This window comes from Mariprofundus micogutta (assembly GCF_001895085.1).
Lineage (GTDB): Bacteria > Pseudomonadota > Zetaproteobacteria > Mariprofundales > Mariprofundaceae > Mariprofundus > Mariprofundus micogutta.
Map to the genome: position 1 here is coordinate 82,164 of NZ_BDFD01000006.1, position 18,780 is coordinate 100,943.

Consider the following 18,780-nt stretch of genomic DNA (forward strand, 5'->3'; position numbering starts at 1 on the left):
GATGTTCTCTTGAATCCAGACTGAACAGGTGCTGGATGGAACTCATTTAACGCTACTGATTTGGCGGGTAAGAGCCTGACTAATCAAAACCGCTTTTTCAGGTGGCAGGAATGACAGAATCTTGCCGACTTTCTTCTCATCCATGAGCAGGAAAATTTTAACCACCGTGGCCAGCTCCATCTTGGCGATTACTGGTGCTGCTCGTTCAGGTTTCATGCCTTCATAAACAGCTGTCAAACGTTTGATCTTTTTGCTTTTGACTTTGGATTCGTCCAGTAGCCGCTGTTGAATGCTTGCCTCAAGCTGCTCAAGTTCGGTGATGCGTTGTTTTACCTGCTCTTCGGCTTCATGCAGCTTTTGTTCACGCTGATCAAGCAGACTTTTGCGGGAATCAAGTTCACTTTTGTATTCTCTTAATTTAACCAGAGTACCATCTTCGGAAATGCGCGAGATTTCATTGGAAGGTGTATCATTGCCGGCTGCTTCAGCCTCAGGAAAAATATAGTTTTCCAACAACAACAGGGATTGATCCACACTGAGCTCGGTTACATCCTCCAGTCCTGCAGTTTTTACCTGTACGGATGCATCAGAAATATTGACGGGGATTGATGCATTTATGCTTGCCTCGGTGTGAGGCTTTGTAGGTGCCAAAAAGTTTATGCCGACTTTGGCGCTGAGTGACAAACCGACCATGGCGAATAGTAGTATGGAAATTTTGCGATATGACATGATTACACCGACTGCGCTGATTTGCGTGAGGCAACGATGTCGTCAAGTTGTCTCTGAGATTTGATGTCGTCCGCTCTTGATTGTTTGCGGACGGCTTTTTGATGCAAGTCGTCATAAGTATGGTGAGTACGCTGGGCTTCTGCCAAACGGCCTAAAATAAGCTCTTTCTGCTGCTCGAGTGCACTAATAGCACCAAGCATGGCAACCTGGATATTCTGCTGTTCACGAAAAGCCGTATCGAATGCCTGCAACAGGGATGCACTGTGACGGTTGCGCATCGCCTGATCCCGCTGTCGATTCAGCTGCTGAGTTTGCTCTACGGATGACTGGTGCTGTTGTTCAAAAATATGTTTACGCCCATTGATCTCAGCCAGCTCAGCTTCTACTTTACTGCGCTCTTGTTCGCTGAGTTGCGTTAGTATTCGGGACGTTTCGAGTTTCATTGAAGCTCTCCTCATTACTCATCTTGCTAACTAACTCTAGCAATCCCTGTGCCGATTCTTCGCGGCTGCTGGAGGAATGAAGCTCCTGTTGTAGAAATCTGCGTATTTCAGGCATGATCGAAATAATCTGATCCAGTTCCGGGTTGGTTCCATGTTCATATGCACCAAGCGAAATCATGTCTTCCATACGTTCATAGAGTGACATTTTTTTACGGAATTTGCGTACTGCCTGCATGTGATGAGAAGGTAGTAACTGGTTGTCCAGACGACTGACGCTTCTGAGTAGATTGATGGCAGGGAAGTGACCCTGCTCGGCAATCTTGCGGTCCAAGATGATATGCCCATCCAGAATAGACATGGCTGAATCCGCAACAGGATCAGCCTGTAGATCATCACCCTCAATCAGAACGGTATATAGACCGCTGATATCACCTGGGTTTACGCCGGGGCCGGAGCGTTCCAGCAGATCGGCCATAATAGAGAAACAGGATGGTGTATAACCTTTACTTGCCGGAGGTTCGCCCAGCATCAGTCCGATTTCACGTTGAGATTGGGCGATGCGCGTCAGACTGTCTACCATGAGCAGTACATTCTTGCCCTCATCACGAAATGCTTCGGCGATTGTCGTGGCGATATATGCTGCCCGAACACGAAGCACTGGCGGCATATCGGATGTAGCGACTATCACCACACTGTTTTTCAGTGCTTCTTCACCAAGCGCAACATCGAGGAATTCACGCACTTCACGGCTTCGTTCACCGATCAGAGCAATAATATTGACTTCAGCATCGGAGTTTCTGGCCAGCATACCCAACAGTGAGCTTTTGCCAATGCCGGCACCGGCAAAAAGCCCCAGCCGTTGACCTCTTCCCATTGGCAGGCAGGCATCCATGGCCCGCACACCGAGTTGCATGGGGGTGTCAATGACATGGCGGTCAAATGGATTAAGCTTGGTTCCACGAATATTGGTCTCTTTACCGCTTACCGGCATCGGCCGGTTATCCATCGGTTTGCCCAGCGCATCGAGAACACGTCCGAGCAAATGGTCACCGGTACGAATCGTAGGCACGCTGGCGAGCGGGCGAATCGGGTCGCCGGGGGCAATGCCTATCGTACTGCCAACCGGCATCAGCAGAGTATGATCACCACGAAAACCCACGACCTCTGCTTCGATCGGACTACTGGCGCTACAGTGAATCTCACATGCATGGCCAATGCTGGATTTCAGGCCCGTAACTTCAAGCATCGGGCCGAGAACTTTGAATACTTTACCACGAACCGGGAATGGATTGTGATATTGTTGCTGCTCCAGCAGGGACTTTCTGAGTGTTTTATCCCACAGCGGCAGACTAGGCCTGTTCTGTTTGTCCATCATCCGACCGCTTGTTGATTTTGTCATCCATATCCGCTGTTTCACTCAGCATAGCCGGAGCAAGTTGCTCCAGATAACCGGCAACTGCAGCCACCGGATCAATGAGAATATCCTGCTGTGCAGAGACAATGCGACAGGTTCCATTTGCGGTGTTAATGTCGGAAGTCAGCACTGTCAGGCTGTTGCTCTCTTCAAGCAGGCGTTTGAACGATGCGTAATCATCAACTGAAACTGCAACTTTTAATTCAGTTGTATCCGGCAACTGGGCAGCAGCCTGCTCGGCAATCTTCAGTAATTTACTGTGGTCCTGTTCAATGGCTTTGCCGACAATTTGTTCAGCAATATGTCTAGCAACATCAAAAACGGCTTCGGAAAATGCCTGATGAATGGGTGCTAATGACGCCTCTACACCATGCAGTGACTCTTCAATAGATTCCAGAATCTGCTCTGCACGTTTTTTGCCAAGCGCCATGCCTGCTTTTTCTCCAGCTAGGTAGGCTTTGTCATAGGCTTCTTTTTCAACGATTTCAGCACGCCCCTGAGCTTCGTGTAACATCTGTTCGAGTTGCTTCATGCGCGTGGCGCTGTCCACACTGCGTGGTGCACTATCAGTGGGCGGTTGCATCACTTGAAGAGAAGAGAATGGAAAGTGACTTTTCTTTTCTTCTGCAGAGGAAATTTCTCCGTGAGGAAAAGAGAGTGGTTTTATGTCGCTCATAAGGAGCCGTCTTAAACCATGTCATCTGAGGCGCTTAGGGTGATCGCGCCTTCATCGTCAAGTTTGCGAATGACTTTCAGCGTTGCTTGCTGTGCCTCATCAACATCGGAGAGTTTCATTGGCCCCATGACTTCCATATCTTCGCGCATAATCTCAGCCGCTCGCTGCGACATATTGCCAAAGAAACGTTCTGCAATTTCTTCAGAAGCTCCCTTAAGTGATTTTACGAGATCATCGGAAGAGATATGTTTGAGGATGGTCTGGATATCGCGATCAGAGAGATCTATCAGATCTTCGAATACAAGCAGCAGCCGGTCTACCTGAGTAAACAGCTTTTCATCCTTGTCTCTTAATTGATCCAGAATCGGCCGGGCCACGGCTTTTTCCAGGCCCTTAAGGATATCCACAACGCTGACCATACCGTCGAAGCTGATTCCCGAGTCGCCCTGCATATCTGAAAGCTCCCTTTCCAGAGTCTCTTCAATATCCTTAACCAGTTCACGAGGCACAGATTCGATTTTTGACATGCGCATGACTACGGAGAGCTGCATGTCTTCAGGAAGTAAGGCAATGACCCGGCTGGCAACAGAAGCGTCAATATTACCAAGAATCAGTGCGATGGTTTGCGGGTGTTCGTCTGAAATAGATGATGAAATCATGTCAGGCTTCAATCGCGACAGCTTTTCCCAGATGGTTAGTGTTTTCGGAGCGGACAGTTCATTGAGCAGCCGGTCAGCGCGGTCACTTTCGATGGCATACTTGAACAGGGAAACCACATCTTTATGGCCGGAGCGAAGCATGGGGTCTTCAGAGCGGTGCAGTTCCAGATATTCTTCAGTAACACTGTTAAGAACATCGGCATCTACTTTGCCTAATTCTGCCATGCGACGGCCGAGCCTGCTGAGGGTGTTGTCATCCATGCCTTGAACCAATGGAGCAGATGCCTCAGGGCCAAGCGCAAACAAGAGGATGGCGGCTTTATCTTCTCCTGTTAGTTGAACTTTTCCTTTCATGCCGGATCCACCCATTCACGTAATACCTTGTTGGCACGATCAGGATCACTTGCCACATTGTGTTTGACTTGCTCCATATTGGCCAGACGCGCATAAGCTTCGCTGGAAAGCTGATTCGAGCTGCCCATGCCAAGTGCATTGGCAGATTTTTTCTGAGCTTCAGCTGACTCCTGCATGCGTTGTGCCAGCGGGCGAAGTACAAACCAGGCAAGTAGCAGCAGTGCCAGGCCCGCCAGACTGTAGCGTGCAATCTGCATATAGAATGCCTGATTTTCAGCTGCAGTCAGCGCTTCGCTATCGGCCGAACTCGAGATATCTACCAGCGGCATGCTTTGCACATCTACGGAGTCCCCGCGGTCTTCATTAAAGCCCATGGCGCGCTCAACCAGCTTCTGGATATTTGCCAGTTCCTCCTTGCTTTTCGGTGTAAAACTCTGAGCGCCATCTTCACCGGTCACTGTTGAGCCACCAACAATGACAGCCACTGAAAGCTTATTGATGCTGCCAAAGGGTATAATGCGATGTTCGCTGGTACTGCTGATTTCATAGTTGTTCACATCTTCAATACGGCTGGCCTGATCCTGTGGCTGAGGTGGCTGAGCAACAGAGCCATCAGCAGTAACAGGGTTTGCACCCGGTGTGTTCGACGCAAGGCCTGGAACGCCAAGTGGGGCACCACTTACTGAACTGCGTTTTTCCTCAATGGATTTGCGGCTGCGCAGAACCTGCTCATCCGGATTGTAACGGGTGTTTTTCTGGTCGATAAATTCGCGGTTGATGTCAGCAGAAGCACGTACCACGGCCTGACCTTCGCCGACGATCTGCTCAAGCATGCCGGTCAGACGACCTTCAAGACGTTGCTCAAGGCGACTCTGGTACTCGGCAATGGTCTGTCCTTCAGACATTGGTGCTTCCTTATCACTGCTGGAGAGCAGGGAGCCGGCAGCATCAACGATAGTGACATCACTTTGATCCATTTCAGGGATGCTGGCTGAAACCAGGTTCTGAATAGCCAGTACTGATTTTTTGGGTAGTCGCTGACCACCGGAGAGCTGCAGCATGACAGAGGCAGTAGCTTTGCGATCCCGGTCAGTGAATGCAGATTCTTTCGGCATGACCAGATGTACGCGAGCCGCACTCACTTGTGGCATCACTTCAATCGTGCGCGCAAGTTCACCCTGCAAGGCACGCTGCAGATTAATTTTTCTGGTGAAATCACTCAGGCCGAACTCATTACTCTGATCGAAAATTTCAAAGCCGGTGGTTCCACTTGGCGTCACGCCCTGACCAGCCAGAGTTAAACGAACCTGATAGACCTGATCTTCCGGAACCATAATGGTGCCGCCGCCTTCAAGGCGATAGGGGATATGTTCTTTCTGCAGCATTTCAACGACACCTGCAGCATCTTTTTCAGCCATGCCTGCATAAACAGCGCGATATGGCTTTTCCGAAGACCAGAGCACAAGGCTGATAAAGCCGGTTAACATCAGGCAGGCAGCAGCAAACAGGAGGATTCTCCTGTACTTGGCCAGCATCTGTGGCACCTGAATCGTTGCCCCTTCAGCTCCCCCGGCAGTCTGGGCAGAAGCTTCAATGGTGTTCGGGGTCATCGGGTTATGTGGCGTTAATGAGTCAGCCATGATTTATATCCTCTATACCTGCATGCGAATAACTTCGCGGTACGCGTCGACAAGCTTGTTGCGTACGCCAAGCATCATTTCAAATGACAAGCTTGCCTTCTGGATGGCCAGCAGGGTTTCTGATGTGTTTAGACTTTCACCTGCCGCAAGTGATTCACCTGCTTTGGCAGCGGCTTTAGTGTCGTGATTGACCTGTTCAGTATAAGCTTTAAGCATGGAGGCAAAGTTTTCTCCTCCGTTCGTCACGCTTTTCTGATCACCAACCGGCATGCTATTGGAGTTAGTAAGGCCTGATACAGTCTGGTATCCCTGAATATTCATAGTGATCTCCTATCGCAGCAATTCAAGTGATTTGAGAAACATGCGTTTGGATGCTTCCATGGTAGTGACATTGGCTTCAAAACTGCGTGCTGCTGAATTCATATCCACCATCTCTTCAACCGAATTCACATTCGGCAGATTGACGATACCTTTCTCATTGGCATCAGGATGTGAAGGGTCAAACACCTGACGAAATGGCGTCGGGTCCTGAGCTACATAGGCCGCTTTGACTGTCTGAAGGCGATCTTTCATGAAGGTGCTGTTGAAAATACCTGAAAAATTTTGCTGTTCAGGGGATGCCTGGAAAACGACCTGTCTGCGTCGATAAGGGCCTCCTTCAGATGTGCGTGTGGATTCTGCATTGGCAATATTTTCCGCTACGATGTCCATTCTTGTCCGTTGTGCGGACATGCCGGATGCGCTGATGTGCATGGAGCTTAACAGATCATTACCCATTAGCGGTTACCCTCCTTGATCGCATTGGTGAGACCGGAAAGCTTACCTTTGATCAGGCGCATGGATAACTCATGCATCAATTGATTTTCAGCCATGCGTGCCATCTCTTTCTGCATGTCAACGGTATTGCCATCCATTCTGCGAGATGACTGTGAGTGAAACAGACTGCTATTAGCTAAACGACCGTTATTGCTGTCTTTAAAGTGTGATGCGTGCGTTGTGGCAACAGGCCCGGCAGTGTGGCCGCTTTGCCGCTCGTTGAGAAAATCAGCAAAGGTTCGAGCATCTGCCCTGTAATTTGGGGTGTCTGCATTGGCAACATTACTGGAATGTACGCCTTGTGCTTCTTCTCGAGCCACAAGGGCTGATTCAAGTCGTTGGAAACCGCTTCCAAATATGTCGATCATGATATCTGCCTCCGTCATTAAAATGTCGCTGTTCCTCAGACTTGTGCATCTATCCAGCAAGTGACATGCCAGACTCATAACCATGCAGTTTATTTCTCAGGGTTCGGATGCTGATGCCGAGTAATTCAGCCGCTTCTGTGCGGTTGCCCTGCACGTGAACCAGAGTTTTTTCAATCAGGGCGCGTTCCATATCGCGGATGGAGACACCGGCCTGTACAGCATCCGAAGAATTATTCTCCTCATTGTTGAAATTGTCGGGAACGAAATCGAGGGCCAGATGCTCCACATCAATCCGGCTATCCATGGCCATCAGGAATGCGCGATGCATACAGTTTTCCAGTTCGCGGGCATTTCCCGGCCAGGGGTGGGTGCTCAGGTGTTGAATGGCCTGCTCGCTAAGCTGGGGGGCTGGCCGTTTATACATCTGACTGAAACGTTCAAGGAAATGCATAGCTAAAGGAAGAATGTCACCTCTTCGGTCCCGCAAGGGAGGGAGCTGAATGGTGACCACATTCAGGCGGTAATAGAGGTCCTGACGAAACTCTCCGTTCTGTACGGCTTTGGTAATATCCCTGTTACTGGTGGCAATCACCCGCACATCAATTTTTACCGGTTTGCGCCCGCCGAGCCGGTCTACTTCTCCTTCCTGCAATACGCGCAGCAGTTTGGCTTGTAGATGGATGGGCATTTCAGTGATTTCATCAAGCAGTAGTGTACCCTCGTGAGCCAGTTCAAATTTACCTGGCCGGGCTGCTGTGGCGCCGGTAAACGCACCTTTTTCATGGCCGAACAGTTCTGCTTCGAGTACACCTTCCGGGATGGCGGCACAGTTAATAGCAATAAAGTTCTGGTCATTGCGGTTGGAACAGGCGTGAACATAGCGGGACAGGCGTTCTTTACCGGTACCGGACTCGCCGATTACCAGTACTGAGGCACAACTGGGGGCGATCAGGGCAACGCGGTCGAGCAGGCGGCGTGTTTCGATATCTTCGGTTACGAAAACATCCTGTTTGTTTTTTGCACTGGATTGTTGTTCGCTGGCCTGCTGAGCAAGCGCGCTCTGATGGCCGCTTTTACGGATGTAAATCTCCAGCACATCATCAGGAACTGGCAGTATGCGGTAGTCAATAGCGCCCAGATGCATTAGATCTGCTGCGCGTTCGCTTTGACCATTATGACTCAGAACTACGATGTTGGCCTGGGGATTGTGGTCAAACAGACGCCTGACTATGGATGGAGAGGTGACCGAATCCCAGATGAAAATCAGGGTATCATTGCTGCATTGCAGGTCGAAGGTTTCGGCTGGTGGGGATTCAATAAATGTATCCGGCAATAACTTGCCCAATTGCACGCGTAGTTCGGCATCCTCATGCTGAGGAAAACCAATCAAAACAATTTTGGATAAACTCATGGTTTTGCTCCGAGTAAAATTTTTGCCTGTTGATTGGCCAGTGCCAGCTTGGCCAGCGAGCTGTAAGTGCCAGCATCTTTTTGTGATGCAAGCTTTTGCAGACGCTCTATGGCTTGTTTGGTTTTCCCGGTTTTTAATTCGCAAATCGCAGCATGATAAAACCACGATGCATCACGTTTTGTTTCGACTATTTTGCTGTACAGCTTGTAGGCGGCGGCAAACTCTTTTGCTTCAAAATGACTGCGGGCCTGATTGTTTAATCCGGCATGTTGATCGGCATTTTTACTGTTGCTATATTCTCTCCACGCGCTGGCGGCACCATGCCACCTCTGCAGCGCCTCAGATATTTCAGCCTTTATTTTCCAGTAGCTGGCACGCGATTCCAATGCTGTATCAGCGGCATGAACAGTATTGATGGTTTGTCGTGCAGCTTCATGCTGGCCCTGTGTAAACTGAATACGGGCGACGGTGACCAGTATTTCAGGTCTGTAGATGGTGAACTCATTGCGATTAAGCCAGCGCATGATTTTTTCAACGCCATCTTTGTCCTGCCGGTCCATCCATAGCTTTGCAAGCTCCATCATTGCACGCTGGCCTCGAATATTGGAGCCGTTTTCTTTGTGTAAAGCTTTCAATAGCTCTTCCGAACCAGTGAACAACATCAACATGCGCATGGCATGGGCGATGCCGAGACGGAGGTCTTGAGAGCTCCGGGGTTCCGGGCGCAGCTGAGGGTATTGCTGCCAGATACTTACGGCTTTGAGCCACATCTCCCGTTTAAGCATCTCCTGCAGACTTTTGTGCAGCCAGTGAGCCCCTTCCTTGGAAGCTGCCTGAGCAATGCGGGTGTCGTTGGATATGGCCGCGCGTGCATAGGCTTGCAATGCAGGTGAATTCAGCTTGTCGGCAGAAGGTTCATCAATGCGGGTCCAGAGTCTGGCCAGAGCAAGCATCGCTTCATCTTCGATCAATGAGAGCTGGTTGGTATCGGCTATTTTTTTCAGCGCAATCATGGACGGTAAGAGTTTATCTCTCTCCTGCTCATCACGAGTATCCAGCATTAACTTGCGAATAAATGCTTTTCGTCCGATAGCCGTTTCAGCCTGCGTGCTGGCCAGTATGCCATACTCTTTAATGGCCAGGGGAACAGTACTGTTGTCGGTAGCCAGAATATCTGCACGAATCAATCGTACGGATGCTGCTTCCGGCTTGTTGATGTGTTGTTTGATAAAGGTCTCAGCAAGTTCGAATGCCTGTTTCTGTTTGTCATATTTATGCAGCAGGTGAATAAATGTGGAATACAGGATCGGTTCGCCGGTGATGATATCGGGCCATTGCTGATAAATTTTTTGCAGGCTTTTAAGCGCAACAGCAGGACGGGACTCTCCCTGATCCACAATGGACAACCATGCCATGCCGATAGCCTGCTCACGGCTCTTATGCTTCACTTGCAGCCCGTATTGGAGCAGGTCGCTGCGTGCATATGCGTAGTGTTCCTGTTGCAAGTGGATGCGCGCCATCAATAGCCAGGCGCGACGAAGGTTATCTGGCTGCTGGTCTATGGAGATAATTTCACGGGCCGAAGTAACGGCTCTTTTGCTGTCACCTGCTTTCCACTGTAACCAGGCCCGTCGCCACCTGAACTCAGCAGCTTTCGGATTATCAGGAAACTCCCGGTTCACGCTCTCAATCGCACGGATAGCCGCCTTGATATTGTCAAAATGTTTGTGCGTTGCACGCATATCTTCAGCTTCAGCAATCAGGCTGAGCAGGCCAAGCCTTTCTGAAGGAAGGGTGTCTGCATTCTTCAAGTGTCTTTCTGCTGTGCGGATAGCTTGTTCGGGATTGCCACTGTTGAGGTAAATTCTGGCACCTCTGATGCGATCACTCTCCTCAGCCTGGCCGACTGCGGGTGATAGCAAAATGATACTCAGGAAAATGAAGAAAATGCGAATCATGCCAGCACTTCGCAAGTTTCATGCCGAATCTTTCATGCTGTTTATGGAGAAACTTAAGAGCCTTGCCTGGGTACTCGATGCAAGGTCTGGTGTTTGCGTTAAGGTTGTTTGTTGCCGCTCTTAATGCGTGAGGTTGACTGTCAATAAACCAACTGTCGCAGCAGGCAAGTTGTTCAAGATGAAAAAAGTGGATCGCTCCGGAGCATTCATGCCAGTTCGGATGGCTGCAAGCCCTTCTTTTTGATTTTCTCTACCAGTGTTGTTCGATTCATCGCCAAAAAATTGGCTGCACGGTTTTTGTTCCAGTCGAAGCGTTTCAGTGCCGAGAGGATGAGATGGCTTTCAAACTCATCCACAGTAGCTTTCAGATCAATGCTGTCAGCGGATTGTACATCCATCTGGAAGCTTTGCAGAACACGTTCTTTATCGCTGATCATGCGGGATGGGAGGTCCTCTATCTCAACTTCCCCCTCTCGTTTCAGTGTGGTGACGCGTTCAATCAGGTTCTGTAATTCACGCACATTTCCTGGCCATGCATACGATAGAATGGCGCGTTTCGCATCTTCAGAGAAGCCTGTGATTTGAGCGTTTTTCTCCTCATTGAATCGGGAGATGAAATGTTTGGCCAGCAGCAATACGTCGTCACCACGCTCTTTTAATGGTGCCAGGTGCAGCGGGATGACATTCAAGCGATAGTAGAGGTCTTCCCGGAAGCGCCCCGCTTTGATCTCTTCTTCCAGATCCCTATGTGTGGCCGCGATTACCCGCACATCCACCTGAATGCTTTGCTGACTGCCAACAGGTTCAAAGCAGCGCTCCTGCAAGACGCGTAGTAGTTTCACTTGAAGTTTGGCGCTCATGTCGCCGATCTCATCGAGAAAAATAGTGCCACCATTGGCGATTTCAAAGCGGCCGGGGCGGGCGCGGATGGCGCCGGTAAAAGCACCCTTTACATGTCCGAACAGCTCGGATTCAAGCAGTTCTTCAGGGATGGCTCCGCAGTTGATAGATACCATGGGTTTGCCCGAGCGTGTGCCGGATTTATGCAGCGCTTTCGCCAGTACCTCTTTGCCGCATCCGGATTCTCCGGAGATCAAGACAGTACTGTCGGAATTGGCAAGAAGCTGGATGGTCTCCTGCAGCTTTCGAATCGAATTGCATTGCCCGATCAGGCCGACCGCACTGTCTTTGCTGCGAATCTGTTCGCGCAGGTTCTGATTGTCCTTTTTAAGCTGACGGGTTTTCATCAACTCACCGATACGCACCAGCATCTCATCAATATCAAATGGTTTCTTCAGGAAATCATTGGCGCCCAGTCGAACTGCATCCACGGCTGTATCTACCTCTGCATAACCCGTCATGATAATGATACCCATATCCGGATCGCTTTGACGGAATTCACGCATCAACTCAATGCCATTGCCGTCGGGGAGGCGGACGTCAAGAATGGTCAGATCAAATTTGCCCAGCAGCATAGCTTCACGGGCTCGTGTAGCATTGGCAGCACTTGTGACGTGGTAGCCGGCGGTCTCCAGTGCTTCCTGAAGAATCAGCCGAAAGTCTTCATTGTCTTCAACCAGCAGTATGAATGCAGACTGTTTCACAGCGCGTGTCTCCCTTTCCTATTCTAACTTTAGGCACTTCCAAGTCAAAATAATGACGCATGAAATTAGAAATGCAAGGCAATCATGAAATGGATACGCGTTTATGCATGGTGAGGCTAAATCATGCTCGCCAAATTTGCTTTGCACTTTACGATGCAGGATTATTCTGTCATGCAACCTATTGATTTAAAAAGAATCTTTGAGTGCTATTTGTGAGCGGGAGGATTTTGACGCTTTATATGACTAAAGTCACCGTTTTATGAGCCGATATGTTTAATACTACAAATCACTTTATATTGTGTGGTTCGGGTGGCTTATGGAGGTAAATCAGATGGCAATTAGTATTCAGCCTGTCGATGGATTGATCAATAGACTTCTCCATCAGAATGGTAAAAGCCCTTCCATATCAAATAGTAACGCGCCTTTAGCAAAACCTGCAAATGACCATGTTAATATTTCACCCAAGGCTCAGGAGCACCAGTCCCTGCTTGCTTCCGATAGCCAGTCGCACCCGCAACAAAAGCCAGGTGAGAAGGCTTTGGAATCACACTTGCTTAACCTCTATAGATCGAATGATAGATTTGGAGGTTAGTAGTGGCTCGATCCAGATTATTGTTGGCCGAAGATGATGATGCTTTAGCCTCTCTGCTAGAGGAGTATCTGCTGGAGGCTGAATATGACGTGGTTGTTCATAGCCGGGGTGACACAGCGCTTGAGGCGTTGAAGCAAGAGCACTTTGACCTTTTGTTGAGTGATATTGTCATGCCCGGGGCAGACGGCTTGACACTACTCCGCTACATCCATGAAACCCCATGCGATACGCTGGTTATTCTGATGACCGGTTACTCAGGTATTGAAAATGCCCTGCATGCTGTAGAGCAGGGGGCATACGATTTTGTCAGCAAGCCTTTCCAGTTGCCTGAAATTCGCGTCAGGGTGGATAATGCAATCCGCTACCAGCAATTGCTGCGCAAATGGAATGAGATGACCGGAGAGACTCACCAGTTTGGCGAAACGTTGCAGAAGTCCGGTGCGGCAGCTGTAAAAGCCTATGGCCAAAGTATGACCGGAAGTAAATACTGATGCTGAGTTTGTTGATAGTTGAAGATCAACCTGCCGTTAGAGAGGTGGTTGCTGAAATCGCCGGTGAGCTGAGTGAGGATGCCAAGGTTACTCAGGTCGGAAGTCTGGAAGAGGCCAGGGCTGCACTGACTTCTGAGCAGTGGGGTGGCCTGATAACAGATATGAGCCTTGGCGACGGTAATGTTCTGGAGTTGATCGCCAAGCTGAATGAAGAAGGCGTGATGATGCCACCGACCATTCTCATGAGTGGTTTTCTGACTTCAGCCAGAATGGCGCAGGCCTTGCAGTTGGGAATCGAGCATGTGCTGGCCAAGCCATTTGCCCCCGATGTATTGCTTGAATGCCTGGAGAAAATGCTTAGTCAGCATCCGGAGGCTGCCGCGCCTGCTGTGAAGCCCAAACGTCCGATTCGTTCTGCAGACCGGCTGCTGCCTGAGATGTTTGAAATGGATCGTCGAATGGGGCTGGTCTACCGCATGTTCGATGAAATTCCGGCGCATCATGATGTCTCTTCGGTGTGTGCATCTGCATTGAATCTTGCTGTTGAAGTTGTACATGCGAAAGGCGGTTATCTGGCTTTCTTCGAGCGCAATCAACATAAGCTGGTCATGGTTGCGCAGCAGGGCATTGGTGATGTTGAAACATCATGCAGTCTGGATGCTACTCACTTCAAGACGCTGATCAGTGGTGAAGAGGAGCTGATCCAGTCATCTGATGAAGCCCCCGGGGGTGAATGCTGGCCAGGTTTGAATGAGCCACACCATATTGCTATCCCGGTGCGTCTGCAGGGTGTCTGCATGGGGGTTCTTTGTCTGCTTGAGCCAGCATCTAAAACAGTTTTAAAAAGTGAAACAAAACAGATTCTTGGCCTGCTGGTCAAAGAGCTGGATACCCTGCTGGATAACCGGGCAGTACATGCTGCACTGGCAGATAATATGCGTGAGACCCTGATTGCGCTGGTGCGCTCGCTGGAAGCGCGTGACCGTTACACCAGAGACCACTCAGGCAGGGTTGGAGCGCTCTCAGCCGTATTTGCTGAGGATCTTGGTCTGGAACCTGATCACGTTGATTTGATTCGGACCGGTGGATTGCTGCACGATATCGGTAAATGCGGCATTCCGGATGCGGTGCTGCTTAAACCGGGTCGCTATTCTGATGAAGAATTTGCCATTATGAAGGCGCATCCGGCAATTGGAGATAATATTCTTCAGAACATGGACACCATGGTGCGAGAGCGTTTGATGCTTCGTCATCACCACGAGCGGTATGACGGATTGGGTTATCCCGACCAGCTTGCGGGAGAGGATATTCCATTTGAGGCGCGCATTGTGTGTGTGGCAGATGCCATTGATGCGATGACCACACACAGGGTCTATCGTATGGCCCGGCCTCTGTCATTTTGTCTGGAGCAATTGAAAAAAGGTTCTGGCACGCAATTTGATCCAAGAGTGGTAGAAGTTGCGATTGCTGCAATTGAACGTGGTGTGGTTCATACGCAAGCTGAAGCACAGCATGAGTTGGAAGGCGTGATGCCGATATCAGCCCTGATTACAGTAAAGACTGAGGTACGAAATTATGGTTAAAGCTATTGATGAACATGGCAGGCAGGACTTTCGCGTTGACGACATTATCCCTATTTGTGATGAAAAAATGACAAGGGAAGCTTTTGAGGTCAATAAATCCAAGGTGGGTATCAAATCCAGACAGAATAGCATGCTTCAGAACATGGTGGGTAAGGATATTTTTGCCGGCGATGGTCAGGATGTGAACCCGGAACTTTCAGGTGCGCTTGAGGCGCTTGATGCCAAGTTGAATTATCTGATTGGTGTAAATATGCTCAATGAAGCCAGTCATAGCGATATGCAGGATAAGGCCGTTAATCTGAGTGTTACCGGGGCCAGTTTCATCTCGGAGAATGATTATCAGGTCGGTGATGTCAGTAAAATCACCCTTATGCTGCCCTCATTTCCACCTTCCACGCTTGAGTTGCTGGCCGTGATTAAACGTGTGGATGCCTCCCAGGATGGGCGCAAGCGCATTGGTGCACAGTTTTATTACCGCTGTGATGAAGAAGAGGATACCGTAGCAAAATACGTGTATCGCCGTCATCGCGAAATGATCAGGGCAAGAGGCCGTAATGCTGAACTTGATTCAGAAGTGAATTCCTGAGCTTGCTAAACGTAGCACGGTCCTCCTTTTATTAATGCCGAGGGCTTGTTGGTGACGGGTTAATCACAATCACTCTTCCTGGTTTTATAGCTTTGTGGTTGTTTCATATGTCTCTTGTACGGTTCCGTATAGCTGCACTCACATCAATGCTTTTCGACGGGCGCACAGGTAACCTGATTGCGTCCATGCGTTTTGGCATGATATAACGCTTCATCTGCAGCCTTGAAGGTGATGCTGTGTTCTTTTCCAACGATATGCTCTGCAACACCAATGCTGATGGTGAGTTCGATAATGCCGCCGGAAGTTCTGAATGGCATCATGGCAATGGACTCTCGCAGTGATTCGGCCAATCGGGCGCTGGTAGTCAAATCTGTTTGTGGAAAAACAATGCAAAATTCTTCGCCACCGACCCGGGCAGCCAGATCTGTTTTTCGAGTGCAATCATCCAGCATATCGCCGACCTGTTGCAGAATCTCATCACCAACATCATGACCATAGGTGTCATTGATTTTCTTGAAATGATCAATGTCGACAACTACAAAACAGAAATTGGACTGTCCGAGTTCTTTCAGGAATTCCGCCAGTCTTCTGCGGTTTGACAGGCCGGTCAGCGGGTCGTTGCGAGCTTCTGTTTCTGCCTCTACGAGCTGCTGAGACAGTTGTGAGAGCTGTTGCATGTTGTTTTGCAGGGTTTCGTGCAGTTTTTCACTGGCGGAAGTGATTTTGTTGCCTGCCTTGAGTATGCCCTCGCGGGCCGTTTGCAGCATGGCCCGGGCCTGATCTATATCATCCGGAAGATCCTGTTCCAGTAGCTGTTTGGCCAGTTTAAGGTCAGGGGATTCTTCACCGGCTTCTTCCAGCACTTTGGAAATTGCTTCAAGTGACGGGCTGAATGCATTGATTAGTTGATGCAGTTCTGCGCGCAGGCTACTGTCTTGTTGTAAGCGTTGTTTGATCAGGTTTTCCAGATGCTGGGCTCTCTCTTTAAGGGATGCATCAACAGCTGTGTGCTTGCCGATCAGGTTGCTGCTTCGGTCGAGAATGCTGTATGTCGCAGGCAGGTCGCGTTGCGCCTCCTGAAAGAAATTCAACCTTTCCATGGCCTGTGATTCAAGTTTGGCCCTGCTTTCTGCCGGGATGGTGCCGCTATGTGTGGGGCGAAGCATTGCGCCATGTTCGACGTCGAGAAATTTGGCAAACAGCTTGATTACCCAGACATATGTATCATGGGGAATGCCGGGGGACTGTCTGAGCTGTTCTAGTATCGAAATCATGCGACGTGTTTTATTGCGCAGTTCAAAATCATCGGGCATGGCTGCAATCACGATTGGACGAATGTCGTCCATATCATCAAGTAACTGATTCAGGTTTTCCATCTGACTCATGCTGAATACCGCTTTATGATTGAAGTGAACGAATGCGTTCGGCTTCTACAGCAAGCAATGTTTCTGCATCCATGAGTTCGTTCGAGCCGGTGTTTGTTTCCAGCTGTTGGCGTAGTTGGGAGCGCAGGAGGTCGATATTGTCGATCATCTGGGCTGTTGGCATGTCTCCGGACTCAAGGCATTGCATGGCCTGATCCAGCAGGGAGACACTCTCTTGCAGTGCATGCCAGGTTTGTTCGTTGTTGTGCTGGGGGTGCTGCTGCGGCTGATTGCTGACCGGTTCAACCGAAACCATTTCAGACTCAAGCAGCGTTTTGAAAGCACCACTGGTGCTGGTCTGTTTTGATTTCTGAGTTGGCTTTCCGTTTATCGGAACGTTGTTGTGCACTTTCATAAGCTGGCCTCTGTCCTGGATTCACAGTTGTTCACGCTATTGGAAAAGAAGCTCGCAAGAATTGGGCCAGAGTGATGGTCGTATGATGTCAACCTAAGAGGCATTCTCCGCTTCGGCCCGAATGCTTAAAGCATGTATGTGTCTCGGAAATAGCGATTGCAGGCAATGATGGATCAGTCGATGGCTTTGCATGCGATTTAAATCATTGAAATGGTGTGACTTTATCTCAACTACAAAGTGGCCGCCGCCGGATTCTCTGGCTCCGGCATGGCCTGCATGTTTCCACGACTCGTCGGTAATGCTGAGACTTGAAGGTTGGAATTCAGCTTCAAGCATCTGCCTTATTTGCTCTACCCTGTTCATGAATCGGCTGGTTTTTGCCTGTACAGGATGCATGTTTTACCTATTTGTGAGACCAGTTCGGCCCCGGACTGTGCGGCCAAATCGCTGCCGGACTGTTGGCGCGACTCACGATCATCATCTGCGATGTGAACTTTAATCAATTCATGGATATCCAGCGCATTATTGATTTCCATCATTACATTTTCAGTAATGCCCTTTTGCCCGATTCTGACAACCGGCTTGAGATGATGTGCTTTGCTTTTGAGCGCTTTAATCTGCTTGTTGGATAATGGCATGCTTTCCTCCGAGGGGTGCGCATGGTAACAATTTTATCGGAGAATGGTATGAAGTTTGCTACAGTTTCACCATATGTTTTAACGGGCAGGGTAAATTCATGGGAACATTACGAGAAGATCCTCATCGGGCTGTTATTCTTGGTGCAGGCATCGGTGGCACTGCAGTGCTGGAAATGCTGCTGGAGGAAGAGTTGGTGACGGTGCTGGCAGTGGTGGACCGGGATCCTTCTGCTCCCGGCCTGAAACTGGCTGAGCAACATCAGGTTGCAGTATATACCGATGTTGAACAGGCGTTGAAGAAATGCACGCCCTGCGTGGCGTTTAATATGACCGGCAATGAAATGGTTGAGGCTGTCGTTGCAGAGGTGCTTGGCAGCGGTGGTGTGATTGGCGGCATGGAAGCAAACCTGATACTGAGTATTATCAACAATCTGAAAAAGGCCAAGGAAGATCTGAAATTTCAAGCCAGTCATGACCCGTTAACCGGCCTGCGCAATCGCAGATATATGATGGAACAGCTGCAGCAGGGAGTATCGCAGGCGCTGCGTTACAGGCACCCCTTTACCGTTGTGATGCTTGATCTGGACCACTTTAAAAAAGTTAATGATCTGCATGGTCATGTTGCAGGAGACAAGGTGCTTTCACACATGGCACGTGTATTACGAGGTGGAATGCGCGAGTCTGATACGCCTGGCCGCTGGGGTGGTGAGGAGTTCCTTGTTCTGCTTCCACATACGGATATAGAGGGTGCACATCAGGCCGCTGAGCAGTGGCTGAATCATCTCACATCCGCGCCGCTTTTGCTTGATAACGGTGCTTCGGCTGCTGTTAGCTTTTCAGCCGGAGTCGCCTCCCTTGATATGGTGGAAAAAGGTGTTGATCTCAAGGTGGCTACAGATGCATTGTTACACTTGGCAGATGCGCGTATGTATCTCGCTAAAGAGCAGGGGCGTAACAGAGTGTGCGCGATCGGAGAGCCATCTGAAAGCTTTAATGGCGGACAAAAGTAAGGTTTCGTACCATATAATCCCATTATTGC

Annotated in this window: 21 protein-coding genes; 5 read left to right on the top strand and 16 right to left on the bottom strand. The window is 49.5% G+C overall.

Annotated elements, in window-relative coordinates; translation table 11 throughout:
- Positions 1–42: 42 nt before the first annotated feature.
- From MMIC_RS04830 to MMIC_RS04885, 12 genes are all read right to left on the bottom strand, one after another.
- Positions 43–729, bottom strand: a complete 687-nt coding sequence (locus tag MMIC_RS04830; protein ID WP_072659325.1) for a MotE family protein — start codon at positions 727–729, stop codon at positions 43–45.
- A 2-nt stretch (positions 730–731) separates the two neighbouring features.
- Positions 732–1,172 (bottom strand): hypothetical protein, encoded by a 441-nt coding sequence (locus MMIC_RS04835; protein ID WP_072659326.1) that lies wholly within the window; start codon positions 1,170–1,172, stop codon positions 732–734.
- Entirely contained in the window at positions 1,117–2,571 is a 1,455-nt protein-coding gene (locus tag MMIC_RS04840) for a FliI/YscN family ATPase (RefSeq protein WP_227819362.1), read from the bottom strand. Before MMIC_RS04840 ends, MMIC_RS04835 begins: the two co-directional genes overlap by 56 nt.
- Positions 2,522–3,169: a FliH/SctL family protein gene (locus MMIC_RS04845; protein ID WP_227819363.1), complete on the bottom strand. Its 648-nt coding sequence runs from the start codon at positions 3,167–3,169 to the stop codon at positions 2,522–2,524. The genes MMIC_RS04840 and MMIC_RS04845 overlap by 50 nt, the downstream gene beginning before the upstream one ends.
- A gap of 104 nt (positions 3,170–3,273) precedes the next feature.
- Positions 3,274–4,275 carry a flagellar motor switch protein FliG gene (fliG, locus tag MMIC_RS04850; RefSeq protein WP_072659329.1) on the bottom strand — a complete coding sequence of 334 codons (1,002 nt, stop codon included), beginning with the start codon at positions 4,273–4,275 and terminating at the stop codon, positions 3,274–3,276.
- Complete coding sequence (fliF, locus tag MMIC_RS04855; RefSeq protein ID WP_072659330.1) at positions 4,272–5,915, bottom strand: flagellar basal-body MS-ring/collar protein FliF; 1,644 nt, start codon at positions 5,913–5,915, stop codon at positions 4,272–4,274. Before fliF ends, fliG begins: the two co-directional genes overlap by 4 nt.
- Before the next feature lie 12 nt (positions 5,916–5,927).
- On the bottom strand, positions 5,928–6,236 hold the full coding sequence (gene fliE / locus MMIC_RS04860) for a flagellar hook-basal body complex protein FliE (RefSeq protein ID WP_072659331.1): 309 nt from the start codon (positions 6,234–6,236) through the stop codon (positions 5,928–5,930).
- A gap of 9 nt (positions 6,237–6,245) precedes the next feature.
- Positions 6,246–6,692, bottom strand: coding sequence for a flagellar basal body rod protein FlgC (gene flgC, locus MMIC_RS04865; RefSeq protein ID WP_072659332.1), 447 nt, complete (start codon positions 6,690–6,692; stop codon positions 6,246–6,248).
- Complete coding sequence (gene flgB / locus MMIC_RS04870) at positions 6,692–7,099, bottom strand: flagellar basal body rod protein FlgB (RefSeq protein ID WP_227819364.1); 408 nt, start codon at positions 7,097–7,099, stop codon at positions 6,692–6,694. The genes flgC and flgB overlap by 1 nt, the downstream gene beginning before the upstream one ends.
- 49 nt (positions 7,100–7,148) lie before the next feature.
- A complete protein-coding gene (locus tag MMIC_RS04875) occupies positions 7,149–8,510 on the bottom strand; it encodes a sigma-54-dependent transcriptional regulator (protein ID WP_072659333.1) in 1,362 nt (453 codons plus the stop codon).
- Positions 8,507–10,468 carry a tetratricopeptide repeat protein gene (locus MMIC_RS04880; protein WP_143144881.1) on the bottom strand — a complete coding sequence of 654 codons (1,962 nt, stop codon included), beginning with the start codon at positions 10,466–10,468 and terminating at the stop codon, positions 8,507–8,509. Before MMIC_RS04880 ends, MMIC_RS04875 begins: the two co-directional genes overlap by 4 nt.
- A 206-nt stretch (positions 10,469–10,674) precedes the next feature.
- Positions 10,675–12,072, bottom strand: coding sequence for a sigma-54-dependent transcriptional regulator (locus MMIC_RS04885; RefSeq protein ID WP_072659334.1), 1,398 nt, complete (start codon positions 12,070–12,072; stop codon positions 10,675–10,677).
- Between the two features lie 331 nt (positions 12,073–12,403).
- Here MMIC_RS04885 and MMIC_RS04890 point away from each other — a divergent pair, with 331 nt between their 5' ends.
- The 4 genes from MMIC_RS04890 to MMIC_RS04905 are packed head-to-tail and all read left to right on the top strand — an operon-like array spanning position 12,404 to position 15,324.
- Positions 12,404–12,664 (top strand): hypothetical protein, encoded by a 261-nt coding sequence (locus MMIC_RS04890; protein WP_083530452.1) that lies wholly within the window; start codon positions 12,404–12,406, stop codon positions 12,662–12,664.
- 2 nt (positions 12,665–12,666) lie between these two features.
- Complete coding sequence (locus MMIC_RS04895; protein ID WP_072659336.1) at positions 12,667–13,155, top strand: response regulator; 489 nt, start codon at positions 12,667–12,669, stop codon at positions 13,153–13,155.
- The gene (locus tag MMIC_RS04900; protein WP_072659337.1) at positions 13,155–14,738 is read left to right on the top strand and encodes an HD domain-containing phosphohydrolase; all 1,584 of its coding nucleotides are present in this window, start codon (positions 13,155–13,157) and stop codon (positions 14,736–14,738) included. The genes MMIC_RS04895 and MMIC_RS04900 overlap by 1 nt, the downstream gene beginning before the upstream one ends.
- Positions 14,731–15,324 (top strand): PilZ domain-containing protein, encoded by a 594-nt coding sequence (locus MMIC_RS04905; RefSeq protein ID WP_072659338.1) that lies wholly within the window; start codon positions 14,731–14,733, stop codon positions 15,322–15,324. Before MMIC_RS04900 ends, MMIC_RS04905 begins: the two co-directional genes overlap by 8 nt.
- Positions 15,325–15,467: 143 nt before the next feature.
- Here MMIC_RS04905 and MMIC_RS04910 read toward each other — a convergent pair whose 3' ends face one another.
- From MMIC_RS04910 to yhbY, 4 genes are all read right to left on the bottom strand, one after another.
- Positions 15,468–16,709: a GGDEF domain-containing protein gene (locus MMIC_RS04910; protein ID WP_072659339.1), complete on the bottom strand. Its 1,242-nt coding sequence runs from the start codon at positions 16,707–16,709 to the stop codon at positions 15,468–15,470.
- Positions 16,710–16,722: 13 nt separating this feature from the next.
- The gene (locus MMIC_RS04915; protein ID WP_072659340.1) at positions 16,723–17,103 is read right to left on the bottom strand and encodes a hypothetical protein; all 381 of its coding nucleotides are present in this window, start codon (positions 17,101–17,103) and stop codon (positions 16,723–16,725) included.
- A 93-nt stretch (positions 17,104–17,196) separates the two neighbouring features.
- A complete protein-coding gene (locus MMIC_RS04920) occupies positions 17,197–17,439 on the bottom strand; it encodes a BolA family protein (protein WP_227819365.1) in 243 nt (80 codons plus the stop codon).
- A 23-nt stretch (positions 17,440–17,462) separates the two neighbouring features.
- On the bottom strand, positions 17,463–17,741 hold the full coding sequence (gene yhbY / locus MMIC_RS04925; protein ID WP_072659342.1) for a ribosome assembly RNA-binding protein YhbY: 279 nt from the start codon (positions 17,739–17,741) through the stop codon (positions 17,463–17,465).
- Between the two features lie 98 nt (positions 17,742–17,839).
- Here yhbY and MMIC_RS04930 point away from each other — a divergent pair, with 98 nt between their 5' ends.
- Complete coding sequence (locus MMIC_RS04930; RefSeq protein ID WP_171966457.1) at positions 17,840–18,751, top strand: GGDEF domain-containing protein; 912 nt, start codon at positions 17,840–17,842, stop codon at positions 18,749–18,751.
- Positions 18,752–18,780 lie beyond the last annotated feature (29 nt).

What these genes read in the sequence shown, in the direction of transcription:
- MMIC_RS04830 (WP_072659325.1), bottom strand. Translation starts at nt 729, where the DNA reads ATGTCATATCGCAAAATTTCCATACTACTATTCGCCATGGTCGGTTTG.
- MMIC_RS04835 (WP_072659326.1), bottom strand. Translation starts at nt 1,172, where the DNA reads ATGAAACTCGAAACGTCCCGAATACTAACGCAACTCAGCGAACAAGAG.
- MMIC_RS04840 (WP_227819362.1), bottom strand. Translation starts at nt 2,571, where the DNA reads ATGACAAAATCAACAAGCGGTCGGATGATGGACAAACAGAACAGGCCT.
- MMIC_RS04845 (WP_227819363.1), bottom strand. Translation starts at nt 3,169, where the DNA reads ATGCAACCGCCCACTGATAGTGCACCACGCAGTGTGGACAGCGCCACG.
- fliG (WP_072659329.1), bottom strand. Translation starts at nt 4,275, where the DNA reads ATGAAAGGAAAAGTTCAACTAACAGGAGAAGATAAAGCCGCCATCCTC.
- fliF (WP_072659330.1), bottom strand. Translation starts at nt 5,915, where the DNA reads ATGGCTGACTCATTAACGCCACATAACCCGATGACCCCGAACACCATT.
- fliE (WP_072659331.1), bottom strand. Translation starts at nt 6,236, where the DNA reads ATGAATATTCAGGGATACCAGACTGTATCAGGCCTTACTAACTCCAAT.
- flgC (WP_072659332.1), bottom strand. Translation starts at nt 6,692, where the DNA reads ATGGGTAATGATCTGTTAAGCTCCATGCACATCAGCGCATCCGGCATG.
- flgB (WP_227819364.1), bottom strand. Translation starts at nt 7,099, where the DNA reads ATGATCGACATATTTGGAAGCGGTTTCCAACGACTTGAATCAGCCCTT.
- MMIC_RS04875 (WP_072659333.1), bottom strand. Translation starts at nt 8,510, where the DNA reads ATGAGTTTATCCAAAATTGTTTTGATTGGTTTTCCTCAGCATGAGGAT.
- MMIC_RS04880 (WP_143144881.1), bottom strand. Translation starts at nt 10,468, where the DNA reads ATGATTCGCATTTTCTTCATTTTCCTGAGTATCATTTTGCTATCACCC.
- MMIC_RS04890 (WP_083530452.1), top strand. Translation starts at nt 12,404, where the DNA reads ATGGCAATTAGTATTCAGCCTGTCGATGGATTGATCAATAGACTTCTC.
- MMIC_RS04900 (WP_072659337.1), top strand. Translation starts at nt 13,155, where the DNA reads ATGCTGAGTTTGTTGATAGTTGAAGATCAACCTGCCGTTAGAGAGGTG.
- MMIC_RS04905 (WP_072659338.1), top strand. Translation starts at nt 14,731, where the DNA reads ATGGTTAAAGCTATTGATGAACATGGCAGGCAGGACTTTCGCGTTGAC.
- MMIC_RS04910 (WP_072659339.1), bottom strand. Translation starts at nt 16,709, where the DNA reads ATGAGTCAGATGGAAAACCTGAATCAGTTACTTGATGATATGGACGAC.
- MMIC_RS04915 (WP_072659340.1), bottom strand. Translation starts at nt 17,103, where the DNA reads ATGAAAGTGCACAACAACGTTCCGATAAACGGAAAGCCAACTCAGAAA.
- MMIC_RS04920 (WP_227819365.1), bottom strand. Translation starts at nt 17,439, where the DNA reads ATGCTTGAAGCTGAATTCCAACCTTCAAGTCTCAGCATTACCGACGAG.
- yhbY (WP_072659342.1), bottom strand. Translation starts at nt 17,741, where the DNA reads ATGCCATTATCCAACAAGCAGATTAAAGCGCTCAAAAGCAAAGCACAT.
- MMIC_RS04930 (WP_171966457.1), top strand. Translation starts at nt 17,840, where the DNA reads ATGGGAACATTACGAGAAGATCCTCATCGGGCTGTTATTCTTGGTGCA.